Source organism: Nonomuraea sp. NPDC002799 (genome assembly GCF_053592075.1).
The window spans coordinates 451462-475860 of the sequence record NZ_JBSFVA010000002.1 but is presented as its reverse complement, the minus strand read 5'-3'; the positions used below and the strand labels follow the sequence as shown (position 1 = coordinate 475860).

General features: G+C 70.9%; 25 protein-coding genes. 20 read left to right on the top strand and 5 right to left on the bottom strand.

What is annotated here, in order from left to right; genetic code table 11:
* Positions 1-146 precede the first annotated feature (146 nt).
* The 6 genes from ACWD0F_RS06020 to ACWD0F_RS05995 are packed head-to-tail and all read left to right on the top strand — an operon-like array spanning position 147 to position 6066.
* A complete protein-coding gene (locus ACWD0F_RS06020; RefSeq protein WP_449872799.1) occupies positions 147-1160 on the top strand; it encodes an ABC transporter substrate-binding protein in 1014 nt (337 codons plus the stop codon).
* Positions 1161-1191: 31 nt separating this feature from the next.
* Complete coding sequence (locus ACWD0F_RS06015) at positions 1192-2022, top strand: ABC transporter permease (RefSeq protein WP_449872798.1); 831 nt, start codon at positions 1192-1194, stop codon at positions 2020-2022.
* A gap of 18 nt (positions 2023-2040) precedes the next feature.
* A complete protein-coding gene (locus ACWD0F_RS06010) occupies positions 2041-2802 on the top strand; it encodes an ABC transporter ATP-binding protein (RefSeq protein WP_449872797.1) in 762 nt (253 codons plus the stop codon).
* A gap of 21 nt (positions 2803-2823) precedes the next feature.
* On the top strand, positions 2824-3660 hold the full coding sequence (locus ACWD0F_RS06005) for an enoyl-CoA hydratase/isomerase family protein (protein WP_449872796.1): 837 nt from the start codon (positions 2824-2826) through the stop codon (positions 3658-3660).
* On the top strand, positions 3653-4456 hold the full coding sequence (locus ACWD0F_RS06000; RefSeq protein WP_449872795.1) for an SDR family NAD(P)-dependent oxidoreductase: 804 nt from the start codon (positions 3653-3655) through the stop codon (positions 4454-4456). The genes ACWD0F_RS06005 and ACWD0F_RS06000 overlap by 8 nt, the downstream gene beginning before the upstream one ends.
* A gap of 44 nt (positions 4457-4500) precedes the next feature.
* On the top strand, positions 4501-6066 hold the full coding sequence (locus tag ACWD0F_RS05995; protein ID WP_449872794.1) for a rhodanese-like domain-containing protein: 1566 nt from the start codon (positions 4501-4503) through the stop codon (positions 6064-6066).
* Here the strand turns inward: ACWD0F_RS05995 and ACWD0F_RS05990 are convergent.
* A complete protein-coding gene (locus tag ACWD0F_RS05990) occupies positions 6063-6632 on the bottom strand; it encodes a TetR/AcrR family transcriptional regulator (protein ID WP_449872793.1) in 570 nt (189 codons plus the stop codon). The genes ACWD0F_RS05995 and ACWD0F_RS05990 overlap by 4 nt on opposite strands.
* A gap of 144 nt (positions 6633-6776) precedes the next feature.
* Between ACWD0F_RS05990 and ACWD0F_RS05985 the strand changes: the two genes are divergently transcribed.
* The 5 genes from ACWD0F_RS05985 (at position 6777) to ACWD0F_RS05965 (ending at position 12049) form a co-directional block, all read left to right on the top strand.
* Positions 6777-7709: an SDR family oxidoreductase gene (locus tag ACWD0F_RS05985; RefSeq protein ID WP_449872792.1), complete on the top strand. Its 933-nt coding sequence runs from the start codon at positions 6777-6779 to the stop codon at positions 7707-7709.
* Between the two features lie 150 nt (positions 7710-7859).
* Complete coding sequence (locus tag ACWD0F_RS05980; RefSeq protein WP_449872791.1) at positions 7860-8615, top strand: SDR family oxidoreductase; 756 nt, start codon at positions 7860-7862, stop codon at positions 8613-8615.
* 131 nt (positions 8616-8746) lie between these two features.
* The gene (locus ACWD0F_RS05975) at positions 8747-8977 is read left to right on the top strand and encodes a hypothetical protein (RefSeq protein ID WP_449872790.1); all 231 of its coding nucleotides are present in this window, start codon (positions 8747-8749) and stop codon (positions 8975-8977) included.
* Positions 8967-10691, top strand: a complete 1725-nt coding sequence (locus ACWD0F_RS05970; RefSeq protein ID WP_449872789.1) for a ferritin-like domain-containing protein — start codon at positions 8967-8969, stop codon at positions 10689-10691. Before ACWD0F_RS05975 ends, ACWD0F_RS05970 begins: the two co-directional genes overlap by 11 nt.
* 119 nt (positions 10692-10810) lie before the next feature.
* Complete coding sequence (locus tag ACWD0F_RS05965; protein WP_449872788.1) at positions 10811-12049, top strand: low temperature requirement protein A; 1239 nt, start codon at positions 10811-10813, stop codon at positions 12047-12049.
* On the opposite strand, the gene ACWD0F_RS05960 is transcribed toward ACWD0F_RS05965, so the two are convergent.
* Positions 12046-12603: a DinB family protein gene (locus ACWD0F_RS05960; RefSeq protein WP_449872787.1), complete on the bottom strand. Its 558-nt coding sequence runs from the start codon at positions 12601-12603 to the stop codon at positions 12046-12048. The genes ACWD0F_RS05965 and ACWD0F_RS05960 overlap by 4 nt on opposite strands.
* 170 nt (positions 12604-12773) lie before the next feature.
* Here ACWD0F_RS05960 and ACWD0F_RS05955 point away from each other — a divergent pair, with 170 nt between their 5' ends.
* The 9 genes from ACWD0F_RS05955 (at position 12774) to ACWD0F_RS05915 (ending at position 20649) form a co-directional block, all read left to right on the top strand.
* The gene (locus tag ACWD0F_RS05955) at positions 12774-13511 is read left to right on the top strand and encodes an SDR family NAD(P)-dependent oxidoreductase (protein WP_449872786.1); all 738 of its coding nucleotides are present in this window, start codon (positions 12774-12776) and stop codon (positions 13509-13511) included.
* A gap of 239 nt (positions 13512-13750) precedes the next feature.
* On the top strand, positions 13751-14713 hold the full coding sequence (locus ACWD0F_RS05950; protein WP_449872785.1) for an alpha/beta hydrolase: 963 nt from the start codon (positions 13751-13753) through the stop codon (positions 14711-14713).
* Positions 14710-15429, top strand: coding sequence for an alpha/beta fold hydrolase (locus tag ACWD0F_RS05945; RefSeq protein ID WP_449872784.1), 720 nt, complete (start codon positions 14710-14712; stop codon positions 15427-15429). The genes ACWD0F_RS05950 and ACWD0F_RS05945 overlap by 4 nt, the downstream gene beginning before the upstream one ends.
* A 6-nt stretch (positions 15430-15435) precedes the next feature.
* A complete protein-coding gene (locus ACWD0F_RS05940) occupies positions 15436-15663 on the top strand; it encodes a hypothetical protein (RefSeq protein ID WP_449872783.1) in 228 nt (75 codons plus the stop codon).
* A 142-nt stretch (positions 15664-15805) separates the two neighbouring features.
* Complete coding sequence (locus ACWD0F_RS05935) at positions 15806-17092, top strand: FAD-binding oxidoreductase (RefSeq protein WP_449872782.1); 1287 nt, start codon at positions 15806-15808, stop codon at positions 17090-17092.
* A gap of 78 nt (positions 17093-17170) precedes the next feature.
* Positions 17171-17617 carry an STAS domain-containing protein gene (locus ACWD0F_RS05930; protein ID WP_449872781.1) on the top strand — a complete coding sequence of 149 codons (447 nt, stop codon included), beginning with the start codon at positions 17171-17173 and terminating at the stop codon, positions 17615-17617.
* Entirely contained in the window at positions 17614-17901 is a 288-nt protein-coding gene (locus ACWD0F_RS05925) for a WhiB family transcriptional regulator (protein WP_449872780.1), read from the top strand. The genes ACWD0F_RS05930 and ACWD0F_RS05925 overlap by 4 nt, the downstream gene beginning before the upstream one ends.
* A 98-nt stretch (positions 17902-17999) precedes the next feature.
* Positions 18000-19730, top strand: coding sequence for an L-aspartate oxidase (locus ACWD0F_RS05920; RefSeq protein WP_449872779.1), 1731 nt, complete (start codon positions 18000-18002; stop codon positions 19728-19730).
* 46 nt (positions 19731-19776) lie between these two features.
* The gene (locus ACWD0F_RS05915) at positions 19777-20649 is read left to right on the top strand and encodes a universal stress protein (protein ID WP_449872778.1); all 873 of its coding nucleotides are present in this window, start codon (positions 19777-19779) and stop codon (positions 20647-20649) included.
* Positions 20650-20674: 25 nt separating this feature from the next.
* On the opposite strand, the gene ACWD0F_RS05910 is transcribed toward ACWD0F_RS05915, so the two are convergent.
* The 3 genes from ACWD0F_RS05910 to ACWD0F_RS05900 form a co-directional block, all read right to left on the bottom strand.
* The gene (locus ACWD0F_RS05910) at positions 20675-21001 is read right to left on the bottom strand and encodes a LuxR family transcriptional regulator (protein WP_449872777.1); all 327 of its coding nucleotides are present in this window, start codon (positions 20999-21001) and stop codon (positions 20675-20677) included.
* Positions 20998-21432, bottom strand: coding sequence for a cupin domain-containing protein (locus ACWD0F_RS05905; RefSeq protein WP_449872776.1), 435 nt, complete (start codon positions 21430-21432; stop codon positions 20998-21000). Before ACWD0F_RS05905 ends, ACWD0F_RS05910 begins: the two co-directional genes overlap by 4 nt.
* Before the next feature lie 140 nt (positions 21433-21572).
* Positions 21573-24383: a helix-turn-helix transcriptional regulator gene (locus tag ACWD0F_RS05900; protein WP_449872775.1), complete on the bottom strand. Its 2811-nt coding sequence runs from the start codon at positions 24381-24383 to the stop codon at positions 21573-21575.
* Between the last annotated feature and the right edge of the window lie 16 nt (positions 24384-24399).

Genomic DNA, 24399 nt, shown 5'->3' with positions numbered 1-24399 from the left:
TCAGCGGAGCATCAGCGCTTCGAAAGCGCCTGAGGGCACAGTCTTATGACAAGACCTCAACCGGGAGCCGGGCGTGACCAAAATGGGGAGCGCCAGGGCCGTCCACGGCCATAACCCACTGTTCCTACCTATTTATTGGAGTTCGAATGCGGAGAAGGATGGCCATCGCGCTGGGAGTCGTGCTGGCCATATCGGCCGCCGGCTGCGGGGGAACCAGCGCGCAAGAAGACAGCCCCGGCAGCCTGCCGAAAATCAAACTCGGGTGGCAGAAGGTGCCGATGACCTCCGCCAACTACCTGATGGCCCAAGAAGGCCGCAAATACGGGCTGGACATCGAACTCGTCGAATTCAACCGCTACACCGACATGCGCGTGGCGCTGGAGAACGGATCGATCGACTTCGGCACCATCGGCCCGGGAGACATGGCGCTGTCCGCCGACACGGGCAGGTCCAGCATGGTGGCGCTCGCAGGCGAGGCGACGGGCGCGGACCTGATCGCCAAGCGCGCCGGCGCCGGCCCGCTGACCTGGAAGGACCTCGCCTCCGGCAAGGTCCCCTTCGGCAGCTTCGGAGCGGGCATCGCCTGGGTCAAGACCGTCGCGACGCTCGGCGAACAGGGATATGACATCGGCGACGTCGATGAGATCAAGGTCGCCGGCAGCATCTTCGACGTCATGCAGACGCTCAAGTCCGGCGGGACGCAGGTCGTGATGAACGTCGATCCCGCCATCGCGCAGGGGGTGAAGGAGGGCTACGCCGAGTACGCCGACGAACTCGACATCAACTCCTCCGCACTCGGCGGCCAGAACTCCCTGTTCGTGGCCAACGAGAAAATGCTGGAGCGGCCCGAAGTCGTGAAGAAGGTCCTGCGCGATTACGTCGACCAGATCGAACGCCTGTCCGCCGATCGAGCGCTGTGGGCGACGACCTTCCAGGGCTACACGGGGATCGACAAGTCCGTGGCCGACGAGTCACTCAAGCGCATCCAGCTCGGCGTGCGCTTCTCCCAGGACGAGCTGAGCGCGTTCGCCACGTTCCTCGTCGGCAAGGGGATCGCGAGAAACCCGAAGCTGCCGGAGATCGTCAAGGACCGCTACCAGTACGGCTTCCTGGCCGAGGTCACCGGTAAGTCCGAGCCGGAACTGGGGAAGACCGGATGAGTTCCCACCGCCTTGACATGGACCGGGAGTGATGGCCGTGGCGCCGCCGGCCGCCGGCACGCGCGCGAAGGACGGCGTGGCCGGGGCGGCCCGCCCCTGGGGGCGCCTGGCACTGTCCTGGGTGCTCCCGATCATCGGTGTCATCGCGTGGCAGATCCTCGCGGACCTGGAGCTGATGACCGCCACCGTGCCCGCACCCTCCGTCGTCGCCGAGGCGCTGGCCCACTGGGTGACCGGCACGCCCAAGTCCGGCGCCGACCTCTACGCCGGGACCTGGTGGGAGCAGGTGGCGGCCAGCGGCCAGCGGGTCCTGGCGGGCTTCCTGCTCGCGGCGGCGATCGGCATCCCGGCCGGGGTGCTCATCGGGGCCAGCCGTGTCGCGCTGTCGCTGCTCGATCCCCTCATCAACGCCGCCCGCACCGTGCCGGCGCCCGCCTGGGTGCCGTTCTCGCTGGCGTTCTTCGGGCTCAACCCCATCACGGCGATCTGGCTGATCTCCCTCGTCGCGTTCTTCCCCATCGTGGTCAACACCATCAGCGGCGTGCAGCAGGTCCCCGGCGTGTACACGAACGCCGCGCGGATGCTCGGCGCGCCGAGGCTGACCGTCTGGTTGCGCGTCTTCCTGCCCGCCTCTCTGCCGTTCATCTTCGTCGGGCTGCGGCTCGGCGTGGGCATGGCGTGGATCGCCGTCGTGGTCAGCGAACTGGTGGGGGTCAAGAGCGGCCTCGGATACAGCCTGTATCAGACGTACCAGTTCGGCCGGATGGACGTGATGATCGCCACCATGTTCACCCTGGGGCTGCTGGGCCTCGTCTCGGACCGGCTGGTCGGCCTGCTGGGCCGCAAACTGATCCGCGCCTGAGCTGAGGAGCCGGGAACCATGTCCGCTGTCACCATCGAAGGCGTGTCGAAGAGCTTCTCCGGCCTGCCTGTCGTCGACGACTTCACCCTGAGCATCGCCGAAGGCGAGTTCGTGTCCATCCTCGGCCCGAGTGGCTGCGGCAAGTCCACGGTCCTGAACATCGTCGCGGGGTTCACGCAGCCGACCGGCGGAACCGTACGGGTGGCCGGCCGCGAGGTCTCCGGGCCCGGCCCGGACCGCGGCGTCTGCTTCCAGCAGGCCGCCCTGTTCCCCTGGCTCACCCTCCAGGACAACGTCACCTTCGGCCCGCGGGCCCGCCGCGACTTCACCGCACACCACCGGGAACGCGCGGCGCGCCTGATCGAGGAGTTCGGCCTGGCGGACTTCGCCGGTCATCTGCCCTCCCAGTTGTCGGGCGGCATGCAGCAGCGCGCCGCCATCGCCCGCGTCCTCATGAACGACCCGGCGGTCCTGCTCATGGACGAGCCGTTCAGCGCGCTGGACGCGCAGTTGCGGCTGCGCATGCAGCAGTTCCTCATGCGGGTGCAGGTGGAGTACGGCTCCACGATCCTGTTCATCACCCACGACGTCGACGAGGCGGTCTACGTCAGCGACCGGGTCATCGTCATGAGCGCCCGGCCCGGTCGCGTCGTGGACGAGATCGTCATCGGCGAGCCCAAGCCGCGTACCCCGGACTTCCTGCTGTCCGAGCAGTTCCTCACCCACAAGGCCCGCGCCTTCGCGGCGCTGCGGTCGGCGTTCGCCGACCAGCGGCTCTGACCACACTCGAGAAGGAGGATCATGCCCGCGGAAGAACTCGGCCACCAGATCAGCCCGGACGGATTCCAGTCCATCCGCCTGTCCAGGACCGGCGGCGTCACGACGGTCAGCATGCTGCGCGACGACGGCGCCGACCTCCGGGAGAAAGAGGGCGGGCCCGTCGTCCTCTTCGCTCAGCACAAGGAGATCGGGCAGGCGCTCCACTGGCTGGCGACCGACGAGCAGACCCGCGTCGTGGTCCTCACGGGAAGCGCGGAGGTGTTCGTCACCCCGTCGAAAACCCGGTCCGTGACGCTCAAGGACCTGCCGCCGGAGGAGGACTGGGGGCTGATGGAGGGGCTGCGGCGTACCCTGCTGTCGATCATCGACCTGGAGAAGCCGGTGATCGCCCGCGTCAACGGCGATGCCATCGGCTACGGCTCCAGCCTGGTCTTCGCCTGCGACTTCATCGTGGCCAGCCAGGACGCGCTGATCGGCGACCATCATCTCGGCATGGGCGATCTGCCCTACGGGCGGTCCGATTTCGGCTTCGTCCCGGGTGACGGCGGCAACATCTTCGTCCCGCTCCACATGCCGCCGCCCGTGGCGAAGGAGTACCTGATGGCCGCGCGCACCTGGACGACCACGGAGATGGCCGCCGCCGGAATGATCAACTACGCCGTCCCGCGCGACGAGCTCGACGCGACCGTGCGGGACCTGTGCGAACGGCTCATCCGGCGGCCCTTCTACGCCCTCGCCTGGACCAAGCGCATCCTCAACCAGCCCGTACGGCAACGCTTCAACGACGGCTACGACGCCGGGATCGCCTACGAGATGATCAACATCTACCAGCGGCGGGCGCAGCTCCATCATGGCTGACTCCAAGGAGGACCTCCAGGTGAACCAGACGTCAGGCCCGCGCCCGGACGACGGGCGGCGCGTCGTCATCGTCACCGGCGCGGCGGGCGGCATCGGATCCGCCATCACCGCCCGGCTGCTCGCCGACGGATTCGCCGTCGCCGCCGTCGACGTCGACGCGCAGGGACTTGAGCGGCTCGGACGACGACACGGCGACGCCGCCCCGCTGGCGACCTTCCCCTTCGACCTGACCACCGAGGCCGAGCGCTGCGTCGGCCACATCGCCTCGACGCTGGGCGGCCTCTACGGGCTCGTCAACAACGCGGGCGTCCTGCACATGGGCGACGCCCTCGCCACATCGGACGACGAGTGGGCCCATGTGCTCACCAGTAACCTGACAGCGCCGTTCCGGATGAGCCGGGCGATCCTCCCGCACCTGCTGGCCCGCGGCGCGGGCGTCATCGTGAACCTGGCGAGCATCGGCGGCGTGATCGGCCTGCGGGAACGCGCCGCGTACTGCGCGGCCAAGGCCGGTGTGCTCGGCCTGACCCGGGCGATGGCGGCCGACCACGGCGCGTCGGGAGTCCGTATCAACGCCGTCAACCCCGGCACGACCGAGACCCCCATGGTCAAGATGATCATCGACTCCTCCGCCGACCCGGCGGCCACCCGGGAGACCTGGTCGTCCCGGCAGCCCGTGGGACGCATGGGGCAGCCCCAGGAGATCGCCGCCGCCGTGGCCTTCCTCGTCGGCGACCAGTCCAGCTACATGTCCGGCTCCACCGTCACCGTGGACGGAGGATTCTCCGTCGTCTAGACGACGCGGCAGGCCGCAGACACCGACACGACAGGAACCGCACCATGACGACTGTCACCTTTGCCGAGATCGAGCGGTGGCGTGCGGAAAGCCGGCCTCATGCGCTCTTCGACGTGCGCGAGCGTGGCGAGTACGCGCTCGGCAAGATCCCCGGCAGTTGCCCACTCCCCCGTGGCCTGATCGAGATCCACCTGCCCCGGCTGGTGCCGTGGCAGGACACCCCGCTGGTGCTGTACTCGAACGACGAGCATCGAAGCGGCCTGGCCGCGCTGACCTGCCGGCGTCTGGGCCACCGCGACGTCACCATCCTCGAAGGCGGGCTCCGCCGCTGGACGGAAGCGGGACACACGCCGCTCTACGGAGTCAGTGTCACCGGCAAGACGTTCGCCGAAAAGTTGTCGAGCACCGACCAGGTCCAGCAGCTCGGCATCGATGAGGTGGCCGGACTCGCCGACAGCGGGAAGCCGCTGCTCTTTGACCTCCGCACCGCCGGCGAATATCTGAAAGGCCACGTTCCCGGCGCCCACCACGTCCCCGCCGAAGAACTGGTCCCCAGCCTCTTCGCCGCCGGCATCGACCATGCCGCACCCATCGTCCTCCACTGTGCCGGTCGGACGCGGAGCATCGTCGGCGCATACCTGCTGAAGCAGGCCGGCTTCGACAACGTCTTCGCGCTGCGCAACGGAACGATGGCGTGGGTGTTGTCGGGTCGCGAACTCGAAACCGAGCCGAGGCCGTGGATCGCCCCGGTCGCCGACCCCGCAGGGCCGGAGAGAGCCGCCGCGTTCGCGAGCTCCTTCGTCAGTGACACCGACGCCGCCCCGATCCAGGCTTCCGAGGTCGCCGCCATGGCCGAGGCCGGGCAGGCTTGCTACGTCATCGACGTGCGCCTGGCCGAGGAGTACGCCGCGGGCCACCTCCCGGGCGCTCTGTCCTGCCCTGCGGGGCTGCTCGTCAACGCGCTTGAGGAGCAGGTCGCCGTGCGTGACGCCGTGCTCGTGTGTTACTCCAACGACGAGACCCGCGCCAGGATCGGCGCCGGCCTGCTGTCGCGCATCGGCTACCACCGGGTCGCCTGGCTGGCCGGCGGCCTTGACCGGTGGGCCGAAACCGGCGCCGTCGTCGCCGGCGGCCCGCACGCCTACCTGGACGACCTCACGTTCACCGGCCCCGGCGTCCGCACGATCGATCATGACCGGCTGCGGGCGAACGTCGGCGTGCTGGTCGACGTGCGGCGAAGCAGCGAATACGCGCTGAGCCACATACCCGGGTCGGTATGGCTGCCGCGGGGCGACCTAGAACGCCGGATCGGCGCCTACGCACAGACCGGGACCAGCGTTGTCGTCGTTTCCGATCGGGAGCTCCGCTCGGCGCTCGCCGCCCGGACGCTGCTGGACCTGGGCTATCGGGACGTCGCGATCCTCAAGGGTGGCCTCAACGGCTGGATCGCGGCTGGAGGGCCGACCGAGGACGGTCTCGATGGCGCCGACGTGCCCCTGGCCGAGGCCAAGGAAGAGGTCGAACTGCTCGCTCGGCGCGCCAGGGTGCTCGAACGCGACCGCGACGACATGATCCGTTATCTCGACTGGGAGGAGCGCCTCGGCAGCTAGCTCTCAGGTTCGAGGGTGGCGAGGAAACTTTCGGCGGCGGCCTGGACGCGGTCCCGGTCGCCGGTGGCGAGCAGGTCCAGCAGCAGCCCGCGGATCGTCGCGATCACCAGGGTGGCCGTGCGCGCCGCCGTCGCCGGGTCGGTGCCTGGTCCCTGCGCGTCGGTCAGGGCTCTCATCCAGTCGGCCACGACATGCTCCAGGAACTCCGCGAACTGCTGCGGCGCCTGCAGAGCGCGTCCGTAGACCGCGAAGAACAGCCGGAACTCCGGCTCCCGTCGCGGGCTGGAGGTCCGCGTCCAGACGGTCCGCGCCGCCGTCGCCAGGTCGGGCTGCCCGCCCAGCGCGTCGCTGGTGGCTTCGAAGACGCGCTCCCGCAGCCGCCCGAGGATGGCCTCCAGCATCTGCTCCTTGGCGCCGAAATGATGCACCAGCGTGGTGGCCGAGACTCCGAGTGCGGCGGCGACCGGCCGCCACGACAGGTCCGAGAAACCATGCTCGACCGTGTAGTCGACCACCGCGTCGAGCAGGTCGGCCCGTCGCTGATGGTCTACGGGCCGTCCTGCCATCGCTGCCTCCAGGGCCCCGTCTCACCTTGACATTTCCAGAACGACTGTACTAACAATAATTCCTATCACGATCGTACTAGAAATGGCAGCCGACGCGACGGGCCGCGTACCAGCCCGGCGGCCGCCCAGGTTTTGGAGGTCCCCATGCGTGTTTTCGTCACCGGAGCGTCGGGCTGGGTCGGCCGCGGGCTCGTCCCCGAGCTGACCGCCGCCGGCCACGAGGTCATCGGGCTCGCCCGCTCCGAAGCGGCGGCCCAGGCCCTGCGCGCCGCGGGCGCCGAGCCCCTGCCAGGATCGCTCGACGACCTCGCCATCCTGCATGAGGCCGCCGCCTCCGCCGATGGCGTCATCCACCTCGCGTTCAAGCACGACCTCGCCTTCTCCGGCGACTTCGCCGGTGCCAGCGACGCCGACCGCGCCGCGATCGAGGCTCTCGGCGAAGCCCTCGCCGGCACCGGCAGGCCGTTCGTCATCGCCTCCGGCATCCTCGGCGTGCTCGGGCTCCCGCCCGGAGCCGTCGCCACCGAGCAGGACGGGCTGGCCGGCACCGGGGACCGCGAAGTCCCGCTCGCCGGCGCCCAGGGACGGCTGGGCAACGCCGCTTACACACTCGCGCTCGCCGGCCGCGGCGTCCGCTCCTCGGTCGTCCGGCTCCCGCCGGCCACGCACGGCGACGGCGACAACGGATTCATCCCGGCCGCGATCGGCTTCGCCCGCCACAAGGGCGCCGCCGCCTACGTCGGCGACGGCGCCAACCGCTGGCCGGCGGTGCACCGCGACGACGCCGCGCGCCTGTTCCGCCTCGCGCTGGAGTCAGCGCCGGCCGGATCGGTCCTGCACGCCGTCGGCGACGAGGGCGTGCCGATCCGCGAGGTCGCCGAGGTCTTCGCCGCGCACCTCGGCGTTCCGGCGGTCTCCGTCACCCCCGAACAGGCCGGAGAGTACGTCGGCTGGCTCGGCGCCTTCTGGGGGCTCGACGGCCCCGCCTCCGCGCAGATCACCCGCGACCTGCTCCCCTGGCAGCCGACCCGCCCGGCACTGACCGCCGATCTCAAGGAGGGCCACTACTTCGCCTGACCACCCCCGATACGCGCGGAGCCGTCCTGACGTGGCGTCATCAGCGCGCTGAAAGGAATTTCGCGACGGCTGTCACAACCCTGGAGGCTGTCCGGTCTTAGTCGGCGACCGGGTGGCAACGAGGTGGCCTGGCAGACGGAAGGGGTCGCGATGAAGATCGTGGTTATCGGCGGGACGGGCCTGATCGGATCGAAGCTGGTCACGAAGCTGGGCGAGCACGGTCACGAGGCGGTGGCCGCGGCGCCGAACACCGGCGTCAACACGCTGACCGGCGAGGGCCTGGCCGAGGTGCTGAAGGGTGCGCAGGTCGTGATCGACGTGTCGAACTCGCCGTCGTTCGAGCGGGCCGCGGTGTTGCGTTTCTTCGAGACCTCCACGGGCAACCTGCTCGCGGCGGAGGCGGCGGCGGGCGTGGGACACCACGTCGCGGTGTCGATCGTGGGCACGGAGCGGATGCCGGACAACGGCTACTTCGCGGCGAAGATCGCTCAGGAGCGGCTGATCGAGAAGTCGGGGATCCCGTTCTCGCTCGTGCACTCGACCCAGTTCTTCGAGTTCGCCCGGGGCATCGCCGACGAGGCCACGGTGGACGGCAAGGTGCACGTGGCGCCCGTGCTCTTCCAGCCGATCGCCGGCGACGATGTGGCCCAGGCGGTCGGCAGGACCGCGGTCGGATCGCCGCTGAACGGCCGGGTCGAGATCGCCGGGCCCGATCAGCTCCGGATGGACGAGTTCTTCCGTAAGGCGCTGGCCGCCTGGGGCGACTCGCGCGAAGTGGTCACCGACCCGCACGCGCGCTATTTCGGCAGCGAGTTGAGCGAGCGGTCGCTGGTTCCTGAGGACGGCGCCACTCTCGGCACGATCCACTACCGCGACTGGATCGGCCAGAACTCGACCGGAAAGTAGCCCGGGGTCCGCCACCAGCCGGGTGCCGCCGTCGTGGTCGCGACGCCGCCGAGCAAGTGGCGGCGGCCGTCGCGACCGCCCCGAGCGGCCGTGGTCGGCCGGGAACCACTCAAGCCACGTATGGAGGAATGATGAGCGCTCCGAGCGGCGAGAACGACTATCTGCACGAACTGGAGATCGAGGTCGAGGCGGAAGTGACCCTGGTCGAGTCCAGTCACGCGGAGGAGGTCGTCGACCTGTCGGTCACCGAGTGGCTGTTCGATCCGGCGGACGCCGAACGCGAGGAGATCGGCCTGCGGGGTCTGCTCGGCGCGATCGAGGTGCTGGAGGACGGCTCAAGGCCAGGCGATCATGGGGCGTGAGACACGGATCGACACGATCGACAGCCTGCGCGAGCACCTGCAGTGGGCGATCGAGCTGGAACACGCGACGCTGCCGCCGTACCTGTGCGCCCTGTACTCCCTCGACCCCGAGCGCAACCCCGAGGCGACACAGGTGGTGGGCAGCGTCTTCGCCGAGGAGATGCTGCACCTGACGCTGGCGGCCAACCTGCTCAACGCCGTCGGCGGCCGGCCGCGCCTCGACCTGCCACGGCTGCTTCCCCCGCATCCCCGCAAGCTTCCGCACGGCGAGCTGGAGTTGTCGCTGCTCCCCTTCGGCCCGCAGGCCCTGGAGATGTTCCTGCGCCTGGAACGGCCCGCACCGCCCGGCGCCCCGGCAGAGGGCGACGGCTACGAGACGATCGGGCAGTTCTACCACGCCGTCGAACAAGGACTGCGCCACCTGTGCGAGCAGCACGGCGAGCGGAAGCTCTTCTGCGGCGACCCCGCCCGCCAGATACGCGGCAGCCACTTCCGGCACACCGCCGGGTCACTGTTCGCGGTGGAAGACCTGGAGTCCGCGCTGGGCGCGCTGGCGGAGATCGTGGAGCAAGGCGAAGGCACCGCCCGGGGCGAGGTCTGGGACGGCGACCAGGACGTCTTCCACCCCGAACGCGACGAGGTCGCCCATTACTACCGCTTCCAGGAGCTCAAGCTCGGCCGGCGCTACCAGCGAGGCGACACCCCGCAGTCCGGACCCACCGGCGAGAGCATCTGGGTCGATCCCGCCGGTATACACCCGATGCGGCCCAACCCCCGGCCCGCCGCCCCGGGCAGCACGATCCGTAAGGCCCAGGACGAGTTCAACCACACCTACGGCGCGATCCTGCATCTGCTGGAGCAGGCGTTCAACGGCAGCCCGAAGCTGCTCCCGGTCGCCACCGGCACCATGTACGCGCTCAAGGCCCAGGCACGGGCCCTGATGGCGATGCCTGACGGCGAGGGCGGCACGGCCGGCCCCACCTTCGCGTACGTGTCGCCGGAACGCCGGCGGTGGAGCGTAGGCGACCAGCGGCGCGTCGTGGCCCTGCGCGACGGCCCGTACGTCGTGTACGGCGGCGTCCCGCTCCGGCGCAAACGCAAGATCGTCTCCCCCGAGGACGACGCGCTGACCTGGAAGACCGGCGAGCCGCTGGAGACCGAGGGCACCTACGCGCTGTGCCGCTGCGGCCACTCGCGCGCCAAGCCGTTCTGCGACGGGACCCACGCCGTGATCGGGTTCGACGGCGCCGAGGGCCCGGTCATGCGTCCGTACGAGGAGTTGCAGCACGTGCACGACGGTGTGGGCATCTCGGCGCAGCGGGTGGGCGAGTTGTGCATCCACGCCGCCTTCTGCATCGGCCGCACCAGGCCGATCGCCTCGATGCTCGCCGACGCCGGCGACAGCGACGTACGCTCGAACATCATGGGCCGCATCGATCACTGCCCGTCCGGTTCCTACAGCTACGCGCTCGAACGCGGCGGCGAGACGATCGAGCCCGACCTCCCGCAGGCCATCTCGGTCCTGGAGGAGGAGAACGGGCTGGCCGGCGCGTTGTGGGTCACCGGCTCCGTGCCGGTCCTGCGGGCGGACGGCCGGCCGCTGGAGACGCGCAACCGGATGACACTGTGCCGGTGTGGCCGTTCCGGCAACAAACCGCTGTGCGACGGCACTCACCGGGAGATCGGCTTCCGCGAGGAGACGGCCGGCTCATGAGCGAGCGGACACGGCACCGCCGGGCCGCTCCCCCGGCGTGAAGGCCGTGTTGTCACGAATCGGAACGTCATCCTGTCTTTGAGACGGACCGTACGTTGCGAAGCGACAGGAGCAGGACCTTGCCCCCAGCAGGCACCACGATCCGGATCCGCATCCGGATGAGCGCTCGTGCCATCGATGAGCCGCACCGCGTTTCGAGCCAGTTGGAGCTGCTGTTCGACCTCACCTTCGTGGTCGCGGTCGCGGCCGTCACCGCGCAGTTCGCGCACGGCATCGCCGGCGGTCACGGCCTGGCCGGGCTGGTGCCGTTCCTCCAGGTGTTCTTCGCGATCTGGTGGGCGTGGATGAACTTCACCTGGTTCGCCTCGTCCTACGACACCGACGACGTCGCCTACCGGCTGCTGACAGTGGTGCAGATGGCCGGTGTGCTGGTGCTGGCCGCCGGCGTGCCCAGCGCGACGGCCCACTCCGACTACGGGGTCATCACGCTGGGCTACCTCATCATGCGGGCCGGGCTCGTCGCCCAATGGCTGCGGGCCGGTTTCGAGGACCCGGAGAGCCGCCGCACCGCGTTCCGCTACGCCGGCGGCATCACCGTCCTGCAGGTGGGCTGGCTGGTCCGGCTCGTCCTCGTGGAGACGGGAGCCCTGCCCTCGTCCTTCGCCCTGCCGTTCTTCGTCTGCCTGGTCGCCCTGGAACTCGCGGTGCCACGGTGGGCGGAGCGGGTCAGGGCCACCAACTGGCATCCGCATCACATCGCCGAGCGCTACGGCCTGTTCACGATCATCCTGCTCGGTGAGAGCATCCTGGCCGCGAGCCGGGGAGTCGAAGGAGCGCTCGAAACGGGTGACGTCAGCGGCCCCTTCGTCGTCATCGCCATCTCGGGCCTCGTCCTGCTGTTCGCCCTTTGGTGGTTGTACTTCCTCGGGCCGGCCGGGGACGGTCTCAGTGACCGCCGCCATCGGTCCTACCTGTGGGGATACGGCCACTATGGCATCTTCGCCGCCCTGGCCGCCCTCGGCGCCGGGCTCGAAGTGGCGGTGGAGCAGGGCGGGCACGACGCCGCGGTGTCACGGCTGGCGCTCGGCTACGCGGTCGCCGTCCCGGTCGGTGTGTATCTTGCCCTGCTGTGGGCGGTGCACGTGCTGGTCAGCGCGCAACCCGTCATCTTCCCCGCCGCGGTTCTGGGATGCGTCATCGTCGTCCTGCTGCTGCCGCTCGCGACGCCCTGGATCGGCGTGGCCGCCGTGGTCGCGCTGATCGCGGCCGTCTGCGTGTTGCTGGTCGCCGTCACGATCTGGCCGGCAGCAGCCGGCCCGCCTGCTCGCCGCCGCCCCTGGCGGTCGAGGACCCGCTAGAAGACGAAGTCCTCGGGCGCGCCTTCACCCACGCGGCCGTCCACCGCCTCACGAAGAATGTCCGCGTGGCCGGTGTGCCGCGCGTATTCCTCGATCATGTCCAGGAGCATGACGCGGACCGTGGGTGTGCGGCCGTCCGGCCAGGTGAAGGAGGCCGGTCCATCGAGCCCGCGCTCCTTGACGACCTCGGCCACGATCTCGCGCGACCGCTCGACCGCGGCTTGCCACACTGCGTAGACCTCTTCCGGAGAGTCGAGCGCCCCGGTGCGCCATTCCCAGTCAGGGTCGGCGTCGAAGTCCACCGTGTCCCAAGGGGCGCCGTACTCGCGGCCGGCCAGTTTCACGGCCAGCCAGTCCGCCTCGACCAGAGCCACATGCTTGACGAGACCACCTAGCGTCATCGTGCTGGCGGCCGTCGTCGCACGCAGACCCTGCTCGTCGAGCTCCGACGTCTTCCAAGCGAAGGTTCGCCGGTTGCGCTGGAGGATGGAGAGCAGGGACTCCGCCTCGGTGGGGGCCGCAGGCGGGAAAGGCTGGGGAGTCGGTTCGCTCATGCCAGGAGCATAGTCAGCCGCCCGGTCACCGCTCATCGGCAGAAGCGACTCACGTGACCTCAGCCCGGGCCTGTCCGGCCGCTGTCACAAGCGGGGAGGCTGTCCGGTCTTAGCTGGCGACCGGGTGACCCGGGTGACCCGGCGGACCCAAGGGAATCGTGAGGAAGCACATGAGCAACACGTTGGAGGGCAAGGTCGCCCTCGTCACCGGTGCGTCGTCGGGCATCGGCGAGGCCACCGCGCTGGCCCTCTCCGCGGAGGGGGCCGGCGTCGTGATCGGGGCCCGGCGCGCCGACCGGCTGGCGTCCCTGGTGCGCAAGGCGCCCGGCGAGGTGCTGGCCCTCGACCTGGACGTGACCGACCAGGAGTCGGTGCGGGCCGCGGTCGCGGCGACCGTGGAGCGCTTCGGCGCTCTGGACGTCCTGGTGAACAACGCCGGGGTGATGCTCGCCGGCCTGATCGGGGGTGCGGACACCACGGAATGGACGCGCATGGTCGAGACCAACCTGCTCGGGTCGATGTACATGGTCCACGCGGCGCTGCCGCACCTGCTGGAACGTCAGGGCGTCGTCGTGCAGGTCTCCTCGACCTCGGGGCGCATCGCCTCCGCCGGCAACGGCGTCTACGCCGCGACGAAGTTCGGCATCACCGCCTTCTCCGAGTCGCTGCGGCAGGAGGTCACCGCCCGGGGTGTGCGGGTCGTGGTCGTCGAGCCCGGCTTCGTCACGACCGAACTGACCGACCACATCACCGACCCGATGATGCAGGCCGCCGCGCAGAAGATCGCCGCCGCCATGCGCACCCTGCGACCTGAGGACATCGCCACCGCTGTCGTGTACGCGGTCACCCAGCCGCAGCACGTCGCGGTCAACGAGATCCTCATCCGCCCGACCGACCAGACCCAGTAACGAACGAGCGGGCCGAAGCCCGGCGCTGACGGGTCCATCGCAGCCACGTCTCCCGCACCCGGTCCTCGGCCCCGCTCTCGTCTTGCCGGACGCTCTGCGCGGCTCGCTTCTAAGACCGGCCATCGCGCGTGTTCGTGACAACTCCCGTCTCTCGATATCCGGTGTCACAGATCCGGGGGGCCGCCCGGTCCAAGAGGGGCGAGCCAAACGGAGAAACACGCCGAAAAGGAGCATTTCGCATGAGCAACCCCACCCTGGAGCCGGCGGCACAGCAGTTCGCCGAGGCGACCTCCAAGCCCCCCTTCCTGTACGAACTGGGTTACGACGGCGCCCGCAAGGTGCTGGACGACCTGCAGGCCGCCCCGGTCGCCAAGCCGGACGTGGACGAAAAGTGGATCATCGTGCCGGCCGCGGTCGGTGACGTGCGGGTGCGGATCGTCAAACCGGCCGCCTCGTCCGGCCCGCTCCCGGCCGTCCTGTACGTCCACGGCGGCGGCTGGGTGCTGGGCGACGCCGGCACCCATGACCGGCTGGTGCGCGAGCTGGCCGCGGGCACGGGAGCGGCGCTGGTGTTCGTGGAGTACGACCGCTCGCCCGAGGCCCGCTATCCGGTGGCGATCGAGCAGGCGTACGCGACCGCGCAGTGGATCACCCGGCACGGCGCGCAAGAAGGGCTGGACGCCTCCCGGCTGGCGGTGGCGGGCGACTCGGTCGGCGGGAACATGACCGCCGCGCTGACCATCCTGGCCAAGCGGCGCGGCGACGTGACCTTCGTGCACCAGTCGCTGTACTACCCGGTCACCGACGCCGCCCAGGACACCGCCAGCTACCGCGAGTTCGCCGACGGCCCCCACCTGACCGCCAAGGCCATGGCCTGGTTCTGGGACGCCTACACCACCGACCCCGCCCAACGCGCCGAGATCACCGCCTCACCCCTGCGCGCCACCCTCGACGACCTCGAAGGACTGCCGCCCGCGTTCGTCATCGTCGACGAGAACGACGTCCTGCGCGACGAGGGCGAGGCCTACGCCCGCAAGCTGATCGCGGCCGGCGTCCCCACCACGAGTGTCCGCTACAACGGCACCCTGCACGACTTCATGATGCTCAACCCGGTCCGCGACACCCAGGCCTCGCGCGCCGCCACCGCCCAGGCCATCGACGTCATCAGCACCGCCCTGAACACCGGAAAGGCCGGCGCATGAGCGAGCAGCCCGTCATCGTCCTGGTCCACGGCGCCTTCGCCGAATCGGCCAGCTGGAACCGCGTCATCCAGCGGCTGCACGGCCACGGGCTCACCGCCGTCGCCGTGGCCAACCCGCTGCGCGGTGTGGAGGGCGACGCCGCGTACGTGCGGGACGTGATCGCCGGCATCGGCCGCCCGGTCGTCCTGGCCGGCCACTCCTACGGCGGCATCGTGATCACCCAGGCCGCGGCCGGCAATCCGGCCGTGCGCGCCCTGGTCTACGTCGCCGCCTTCGCCCCGGAACCCGGCGAGAACGCGTTCCTGCTGTCGGGCAAGTTCGAGGGCAGCACCCTCGGCGGCGCGCTGGAGGCCTACCCGGTCGCCTCCGGCGGCAACGAGTTCCGCATCGCCACGGACAAGTTCCACCACCAGTTCTGCGCCGACCTCGACCCCGGCGAGGCCGCCCTGATGGCCGCGACCCAGCGGCCGGTGACCGAGCGGGCGCTGACCGACGCCCTGACGGCGGACGAGCCCGCCTGGCGTACCACCCCGTCCTGGTTCGTCCACGGCGAGCGTGACCTCAACATCCCGGCCGCGGCGCTGCGCTTCATGGCCGGACGCGCCGGCTCCCGTGGCACTCGCGAGGTCGCCGGCGCCTCACACGCGGTCGCCGTCTCGCAGCCCGACGCCGTGACCGCCGTCATCCGCGACGCCGCCGACCACGCGCGGGAGTGATCGAGGATGAGCTGCCCCACGAATGAGAACGCCTTCCTGCACGAGCTCAAGGCCGTGGTGGCGATCGAACTGACCACGGCCGACGTGTGTCATTCGCAGAGCCCCCGTGACCTGCCGGTCACCGAGTGGCTGGTCGATCCCGTCGAGACCGAGCGCGAGCGGGTGGGGCTGCGCGGCCTGCTGGCCGCGATCACGGTGCTGGAGAACGGTTCCCTGTTCCGGCCCACCGCCTAGCCGGGCACCGCATTGTCTCGGCCGCTGCCCACGGACCCGTCGATCCGCCACAGAAAGCTGGAACCGTGACCGACCACGAACGCCCCTTGACCCTCGAACCCGGCGGACAGGACGCCGACCGGACCACGACCCGGGGCCGGCGATGACGCCGAACCTGGCCACGGCCCCAGCCGAACTGGAAGGCAAGATCGTCACTCCCAGGGACCCGCGGTATCTCGTCATGTGCGCCACGTACGCGACGGTGGCCGAGCCGGCGGTCGTCCTGCTTCCCGGGAGCACCGCCGAGGTGGTCGCCGCGCTCCGCTTCGCCCGCGATCGGGACCTGCCCGTGACCGTGCGCAGCGGAGGGCGCCGCCTGTCCGGGCGTGCCTCCGACGACGGCGGCGTGGTCATCGACCTGTCGGCGATGAACCGCGTCGAGGTGCTCGACCGGCGCGCGCGGCTGGTCCGGGTGGAGGCCGGGGCCCGCTGGGCGTCGGTCGCGCAGGCGCTCGCGCCGTACGGGCTGGCGATCAGCTCCGGCGACCACGGCGACGTCGACGCCGGCGGCCTGGCCACCGGCGGCGGCGTCGGCTGGCTGGTCCGCGACTACGGACTGGCCATCGACCACGTCCGCGCCGCCGACGTCGTCCTGGCCGACGGAACGACCGTGCGTGCCGACGCCGAGCACGAACCCGACCTGCTGTGGGCGGTGCGCGGTGCCGGCTCGGGGGCGGGCATCGCGGTGGCGTTCGAGATCGAGGCGATGGAGTTGCGTGACGTCGCGTACGCGCAGATCGCCGTGGAGATCAAGCGGAACGGCCGCGCGCTGCGGCAGTGGGCCGACCACATGGCGTCCGCCGCGCGCGAGCTGACCACCGCCGTCACCCTGCAGTCCCGCGGCTCCACCCTGGTCGCGGCCATCGACGCCGTGTTCGCCGACCCGGGCGGAAGTCACCTGCGGACCGCGGTCGAACCGCTGCTGCGGATCGGCACCAGGCTGCTGGACATGAACGTGCGGCTCACTCCGTACGACGCCCTGGTCGCCACCACGTGCCGGTATCCCGGGCAGCAGCCCAGCACCACCGCCGGCGGCCTGCTCACGGCCATGACCGAGGATGACGCGGTGGCGATCATGGCGGCCGCGACAGCGCCTCATCACCCCTCGGTCGAGTTGCGCTCCGTGGGCGGGGCGGTCAACGACGTGCCCGCCGGCGCGACCGCGTACCCGCACCGGCATCAGAACACGCTGGTCATCGCCTCGGCGTTCGCAACGGAACCCGACACGGCCTGGGAGCCGCTGGCCGGTCGGTTCGACGGAGCCCGCATCGGCTCCGAGAGCCACCCCCGCCCGGACGCCTTCGCGCGGATCTACCCCGGCGTCACCGGTGAGCGCGTCCGCCGCCTCTGGAACCGCTACGACCCGGACGGGATCTTCCGTGCCTCCTGAGGCCGGGGTCCTCGGCTCCCCGGCCGCATCCCGAGATCCGGGCAACGGACGCCGACACGAAAGGTTCACGGTGCGCCCATGGCCGCCTCCCTGCGACTCGAACTACCGGCCGATCCCGCGAGAGCCGCCGGCACGGCGCTGACCCTGAGGCATCGCCGCCTTCCCGGCACGAGCCTGATCGCGGTCGGCGGTGAGATCGACATCGCCACCAGCGGCCGGCTGGCCCGCTACGTCAACCGGGTCCGCCGGCCCGGCGACCACGTGGTCCTCGATCTGACCGAGGTGTCCTTCCTGGACTGCGCCGGTCTGCGGGCCCTGATGTCCATCGCCCGGCGGGCCGCCGCCGGCCACGCGGGCACGCGCCTGGCGGGGGTCCGTGGCGGCCCCGCCCGGCTGCTCCAGCTCGTCCGGCTGCACGCGCTCCTGCCGGTGTACGGCACGGTCGAGCAGGCCCTCGCCGCAGCCTGGGACCAACCGCCGTACACAACCCCTGCCGACCCATCGTTCACGAGGTGGAGATCATGACCGTTCATCAGCTTCGTCAGGACCGAGAGCCCCCGTCCCCGCTGCGCTGGACCGCCCGCGCGGCCTGCCAGGACGCGGACCCCGGCCTGTTCTTCCCGATCACGTGGGACGACCATCCCGGTCAACGCGAAGAGCAGGTACGGCGCATCTGCCAGACCTGCCCCGTCCAGGCGGCCTGCCTCGACTGGGCCCTGCGCACCGGCGAACCGGACGGCATGTGGGGCGGCACCACTCCGGCCGAGCGCCGCCGGCTCCGTGCCCGCCGGCGGCTGGCCACCGCCTGATCCCCGGCGACCGTGCGCACAGGCACGGATGCACAACGCACGCCGCTACCCGGTCTTCTTCGCGCAAGCGCTTTCGCCGACCTGGTCAAAGGAGCATCATGCATTCGCCAGAACACCGGATCGCCACGTCAGTCCTGGTCATCGGCACAGGAGGAGCCGGGCTGCGGGCCGCGATCGAGCTCGCCGAGCGGGGGGTCGACGTCCTCGCGGTGGGCAAGCGGCCGAAGGCGGACGCGCACACCGCACTCGCGGCGGGCGGCATCAACGCGGCGCTGGCCACGATGGACCCCGAGGACGACTGGCGGCAACACGCGGCGGACACCCTCAAGGAGAGTTACCTGCTCGCCGATCCCCGCACGGTGCGCATCGTCACCGAGGGGGCGGCGCGGGGCATCGAGGACCTTGAGCGCTTCGGGATGCCGTTCGCGCGCGAGGCGGACGGGCGGATCTCGCAACGGTTCTTCGGGGCCCACACCTACCGGCGCACCGCCTTCGCCGGCGACTACACCGGGCTGGAGATCCAGCGCACCCTGATCAACCGGGCGTCCCAGCTTGAGGTCCCCGTCCTCGACACCGTGTACGTCACCCGCATCCTCGTCCGCGACAACGCCGTCTTCGGCGCGTACGGGTTCGACCTGACCGACGGCAGCCGCTACGTCATCCATGCCGATGCGGTGCTCCTGGCCGCCGGCGGCCACACCCGGATCTGGCGGCGCACCTCCTCACGGAGAGACGAGAACACCGGCGACTCCTTCCGCCTCGCGGTCCTGGCCGGCTGCCGCATCCGTGATCCCGAGCTGGTGCAGTTCCACCCGTCCGGTCTCATCGCACCCGAGAACGCGGCCGGCACCCTCGTCTCCGAGGCGGCCCGGGGAGAGGGCGGCATCCTGCGCAACCAGCTCGGCGAACGGTTCATGACGCGGTACGACGCGCAGCGCATGGAGTTGTCCACGCGAGATCGTGTCGCCCTGGCCGCCTACACGGAGATTCAGGAAGGCCGCGGAACCCCGAATGGCGGCGTCTGGCTGGATGTGTCGCATCTGCCGCGCGAGACGATCATGACGCGCCTGCCCCGCGTCTACCAGACGCTTCTGGAGCTGCAGATGCTCGACATCACCAGGAAGCCGATCGAGATCGCACCGACCGCGCATTACTCGATGGGCGGCGTCTGGGTGCGGCCCGAGGACCACGGCACCGGGGTCGACGGCCTGTACGCGATCGGGGAGGCGGCCAGCGGCCTGCACGGCGCCAACCGCCTCGGCGGCAACTCCCTCATCGAGCTCCTGGTCTACGGCCGCATCGCCGGGCAGGCGGCGGCCGGGTACTCCGCGGGCCTCGGCGCCCAGCGCCGTTCGGCCGAGGCGCTCGACGCGGCGCGGGCGGAGGTCGACGAGCTCCTCGCCGCCGACGGTCCCGAGAACGTGCGGACGCTCCAGAGAGCGCTCCGCGACCTCATGACGGAGCACGCCGGCGTGGTACGCGACGAGAGCGGCCTGCTGAAGGGCCTTGACCGGCTCGCCGCCGTGGAGGCGCGCATCGACGACCTGGGCGTACATCCGGACCTCGCCGGCTTCCAGGACCTGGCGCACGCCTTCGACCTGAAGTCCGCGACGCTCGCCGCACGTGCGACGGTCGAGACCGCACTCGAACGCCGGGAGACCCGCGGCTGCCACAACCGCTCCGACTACCCCGAGCTCGACCCCGCACTGCAGGTCAACCTCGTGTGGTCCGGTCCCGGATCGGTGCGGCGGGAGGCCATCTCCCCGATTCCCGCCGAGATCGCGGCGCTGATGCGCGAGGTCTCGACCACCGGCAAGCTCGTCGAATGACCGGCACAGGGGAACACCGCCTACCGCTGACGAAAGGACGACCACGATGAGCCCCATAGTCGTAGGCGTGGACGACTCCGAGGACAGCCTGCGGGCTGTGGAGTGGGCCGCCCGGGAGGCCGGACGCCGGCGGCGGCCGCTGCACATCCTGCACGCCTTCATCTGGCCTCTCCTCGGAGCACCCCTCGGGCCGGCGCCGGGAGCGCCGCCCGAAGGCGGCCTCCGTCACGCCGCCGAACACGTCCTGGTCACCGCACTGGCCCGCGCGCGGGAGGTCGCGCCGGAGATCGAGGTGACCACCGGCCTGCCGGAGAGCGAGCCCGTCGCCGCCCTGCTGCACCACTCTCATCAAGCGGAGCTCCTCGTGGTGGGCAGCCGCGGGCTCGGCGAAGTAGGCGGCCTGCTCCTGAGCTCGGTGGGCGCCCGGCTGGGGACCGAGTCCGCCTGCCCTGTCGTCGTCGTGCGCGGACCCGTCACACCACGCGGGCCCGTCAAGCCAGGCGAGGCCGTCAAGCCAGGCGAGGCCGTCACGCCACGCGGGCCCGTCATGGCCGGCATCGCGGACCTTGGCGAGAGCGACGCCCTCCTCCGCTTCGCGTTCGAACACGCGGCCCAGACCTCGAACCCCCTGATGCTGGCGCATGTCGGTGCGGAGGGCTCAGCCCGTTCGCATCGCCCGCCCTTGTCCGAACGCGACCTGGCCCGGTGGCAGGAGCGCTTTCCCTCGGTCACGATCGACCAGGAAACGCTCACCGGCCATCCGGGCAAGGCGCTGACGCAGGCCACGTCACAGGCGTCTCTGCTCGTCGTCGGATCTCACCGTCGCCACGAGCTCAGCGCGCTGCTGCACGGCTCGGTCAGCCAGGCCGTCCTGCACCACGCCACCTGCCCCGTGGCGATCATCCCGGCCCGCCGATAAGTCACGACCTCCCGCCCCTCCGCTTTCACCGTGCGGTGCTGAACAGGAACGCGCAGTCCTCCACGGCCTCCACGCGGTGCCGGCGTTCGGGCATGACCAGCAGGTCGCCGGGCAGCCCGTCCCACGACTCAGGCCCGGCGACCAGCCGCACCCGCCCGTGCAGCACGTGCACCGTGACCTCGCCAGGATGATCGGGTTCATGGATGTGCTCGCCCTGCCGTAACGCCATCACGGTCTGCCGCAACGACCGATCGTGTCCGCCATGGACGGTGGTGGCACTGCGACCGCTGTCCGCCGCACGGGCCAGCGTGAGCAGATCGTCCACGAGCGCGGTCAGCGAAACCCTGATCATGACTGCGGCGCCCGGCGGTCTCGCCGGGCTTCCAGCTCTTCCGCGCTGACCGGGGTCAGCATCGGCTGGCCGGGCGCGCAGAACATCGTCACCACGAACGCCGACTCCTCCTCGGCGAGGTGGTTGCCGTCCCGGTAGTGGATCACGTCCCCACCGGGCTCCCAGAACGCCTCACCGGCCCGGACGACCCGTACGGGGTCGCCTTCGAGCTCGAAGTCGATGGCCCCTTTGATCACGAACCCGTACGCGGGCCCGGAGTGCCGGTGCGGCGGCGCGCCAGGGCTGTTCGGCGGCAACGTGATCAGGATCGTCATCGCCTCGGCCCCTGCGGGCGCGGGCGGCGCTCCCGGCACGGTGGCGACCACCTCGATCTTCGGCGGCGGCCCGCTCTTGTCGGGGTTCTCCAGGGCGTGCGTGTGATCGCTGCTCATGAGGCTTCCTTCGCGAAAGGGTGGCCGGTACGGATCCGGCCGTGTACCAGCTCAGACCAGACAGCGCCCCGATCTGTGACACCGCCACCCTGCCCCGTTCGCCTGCCGCTCGAACCTCGCCGAGCAAGCCGCTGAGGTGGTCAGGGACCGTCGTGGACGAGGACGAGCCGGGTGAGCTCGACACGTGAGCTGATCCCGAGCTTGGTGAAGGCATGCCACAGATGCGTGCTGACCGTGTGCGGGGACAGGAAGAGCCGGTCGGCGGCCTGCTTGTTGGTGGCGCCGCCCGCGACCAGCCGGACGATCTGCAGTTCGGAGACGGTGAGGCTGTCCCAGCCCTCGGCCGGCCCGCTGGAGACGGCCCGCGATCGGCGCTCGCCCATACTTTTGAGACGATCACGCACGCGGGCCGCGTCGCACTCGGCCCCCGACTGCTCGTAGAGCCGCAGTGCGGCGTCCAGACAGGGGACCGTACCGGTGTCCTCCAAGGCGCTCGCCAGCACCAGCGGCCGGGGGATGTCCTGATACAGCTCGACAGCTCGGGCCAGCAGGCCGGCGTCGCCGTCCACAAGGGCACGGGCGTGCATGGCCGTGGCCGCGTAGATGGGGATGCCAGGGTTGCGGCGGTGACGGGTCTCGGCGAACTCGGTGACCAGGGTCGCGCGGGCGCTGTCTCCCGCACGCAGCGCCATCCGGACGAGGACGGGCTCGTCGGCCGGGTCGGCGGGGCTGGACAGCGACGAGGCCGGCCGATGGTAGGAAGCGGCGGCCTCGGCGGTCAGCTCCATGGCCCGGAGGTGGTCGCCGCCGTCGGCGGCGGCCTGTGCGGCCAGCCACGCTCCCGCCCGCCGGATCTGCCCGGCCTCGACCCCCATGATGGCGGCGGCGAATTCGCGGCCGCGCGCCAGTTCCTGCGGGTCGCCGGTGTGCAGGGCGACGCGGCCGAGCACGTATCGGGCCGTGAAGTCATCGAGGTCGCCTGGACCGAATTCGTCGGACATGACCAGGATCGCTGCGGCCTCGGCTCGGGCGTCGCCGAGGCGGCCCGCGTCCAGATAGATCCGGCAGCGCGCCGTGCCCCACAGCCGCAGCAGGTTGGCCTGTCCGTGATGCCGGGCCTTTCGCAGGCCGTCGTCCGCTTCGGCCAGCGCCTCCGCCACGCGCCCCAGTCTGCTGAGCAGGAGGGCTTTCCAGACTCCGGGCAGCCACAGCACGTCGGTGTGGCGGGCGTCGCGCGACGCGGCCACCGCCTGGTCGGCAAGGTCGAGCGCACGGCGGACGTCGAGCCGATGGTCGGCGATGATCGAGCCCACGCTCAGCACCGTGGCACGCGAAGCCTGGTCGGCCGCCTGATCCGCCGCGGCCAGCGCGGCCGGGAGCAGGCTTTCGGCCTCGATGATCTCATCGGCGTCGATGAGGGCGAGGTTGAAGGCCAGCATGGCCGTCAGCTGGGCACGGATGCGGGGCGGCAGGCCGGGCAACGCGACTCCGGCGCGGCTCTGACGTACGGCCTCGGTGCAGGAATGCTGGTTGGCCACGAGCGCCAGGCCCAGCCTGATGCCCGCCTCGACATCGACCGGCAGGGGCCGGCGCAACGCGGTCTCGGCCAGTGCGAGGGCTTCATGGGCGCGGCCTGTCTGGGTGAACAGCGGCAAGGCCTCGGCGATGAGGCCGGCCTGCCGCAGCGGGTCGAGGGCGGACAGTTCGATCGCGCGCCGGCTCATCTCCACGGCGGCCGACGGCGCGGTGATCGCCAGGTCGCGGGCGGCCTGGCGAAGCAGTGCGATGGCGGTGCCGTCGCCGGGCTCGGCCGTCTCCGCGAGGTCGGCGGCGATCTGCGCGACCGGGATGCCCCGATCGAGCCGCAGGTCGACGGCCTGGCGGCGGAGCGCCTTGCGGAGCGTCGCGGGCAGGGCCGCCTGGATGGCCTCGCGGATCAGGTTGTGGCTGAACACCAGCGTGCCGTCGCTCTCGGTCAGGAGGTCGGCCGACAGCAGTTCCTCCAGCGGCTCCAGCAGTGTGACGGCGGACTCTCCGGTGAGCTCGGCGAGCTGGTCGATGGAGACGGTCCGGCCCAGCACCGACGCGATCTGCGCGGCCTTCTTGGCCAGCGGGGAGACCTGCTCCAGCCGGTGCTGAACGGAGGCGTGGAAGCGCGGGGGCAGTTGCCGCCGGGTCAGCCGGGCGACGCCGTCGGTGACGGTGACCGCACCTTCGTCGAGCACGCCGTTGATCAGCTCGGTGAGCAGCAGCGGGCGTCCCTCCGCCTGCTGCGCCAGCCGCAGGATGGCGGGTTCGGGAGTGGCCGCCAGCAGGTCGCCGGTCATCGCCGCGACCGCCTCGCCCGACAGCGGGGCCAAGGTGAGCAGATGGCCGCTCGCCAGGTTCAGCGCGGAGATCGTGGCGCGTACGTCAGGAGTGAGCGGCCCGGTTCGTGCGGCGAGAATCCAGGCGATGGGATGCATGGACAGGCGCTGCGGCAGGGTTCGCAGGGCCAGCAGGGTGCCCTCGTCGCACCATTGGAGATCGTCGATGGCGATCACCAGGGGTGCGGTCAGCGCAGCGCGTTCCAGGTGCTCGTGCAGCTCCTGCAACAACCAGTAGCGGGTCGCGGAGATCGCCGAACCGGTCTGGACCGCATCGACCGGGAGAATCCGGTCGGGGCTGGCGTGCAGAGCCCCGAGCAGCGCCCCGAAGGGAATGGTCTGCCCGTCCGGGTCTCCTCCGCCATCTATGACGCGCAGTCCCGTCTCCTCGGCCATGTGCCGCGCCTCGGTGAGCATGCGGGTCTTGCCGATGCCGGGGCTGCCCTGGATGAGCACCGTCGCACCCCTGCCGCGGGGCAGCGCGGCCAGGTGGGCCCGCAGACTGGCGATCTCGGACTGGCGTCCGCGCAGCCGGTACCGCCCGAACTGTGCCGCGGCACCGGCTTCCGTTTCACGCGCGTTCATGCTGCACTCCGATCAG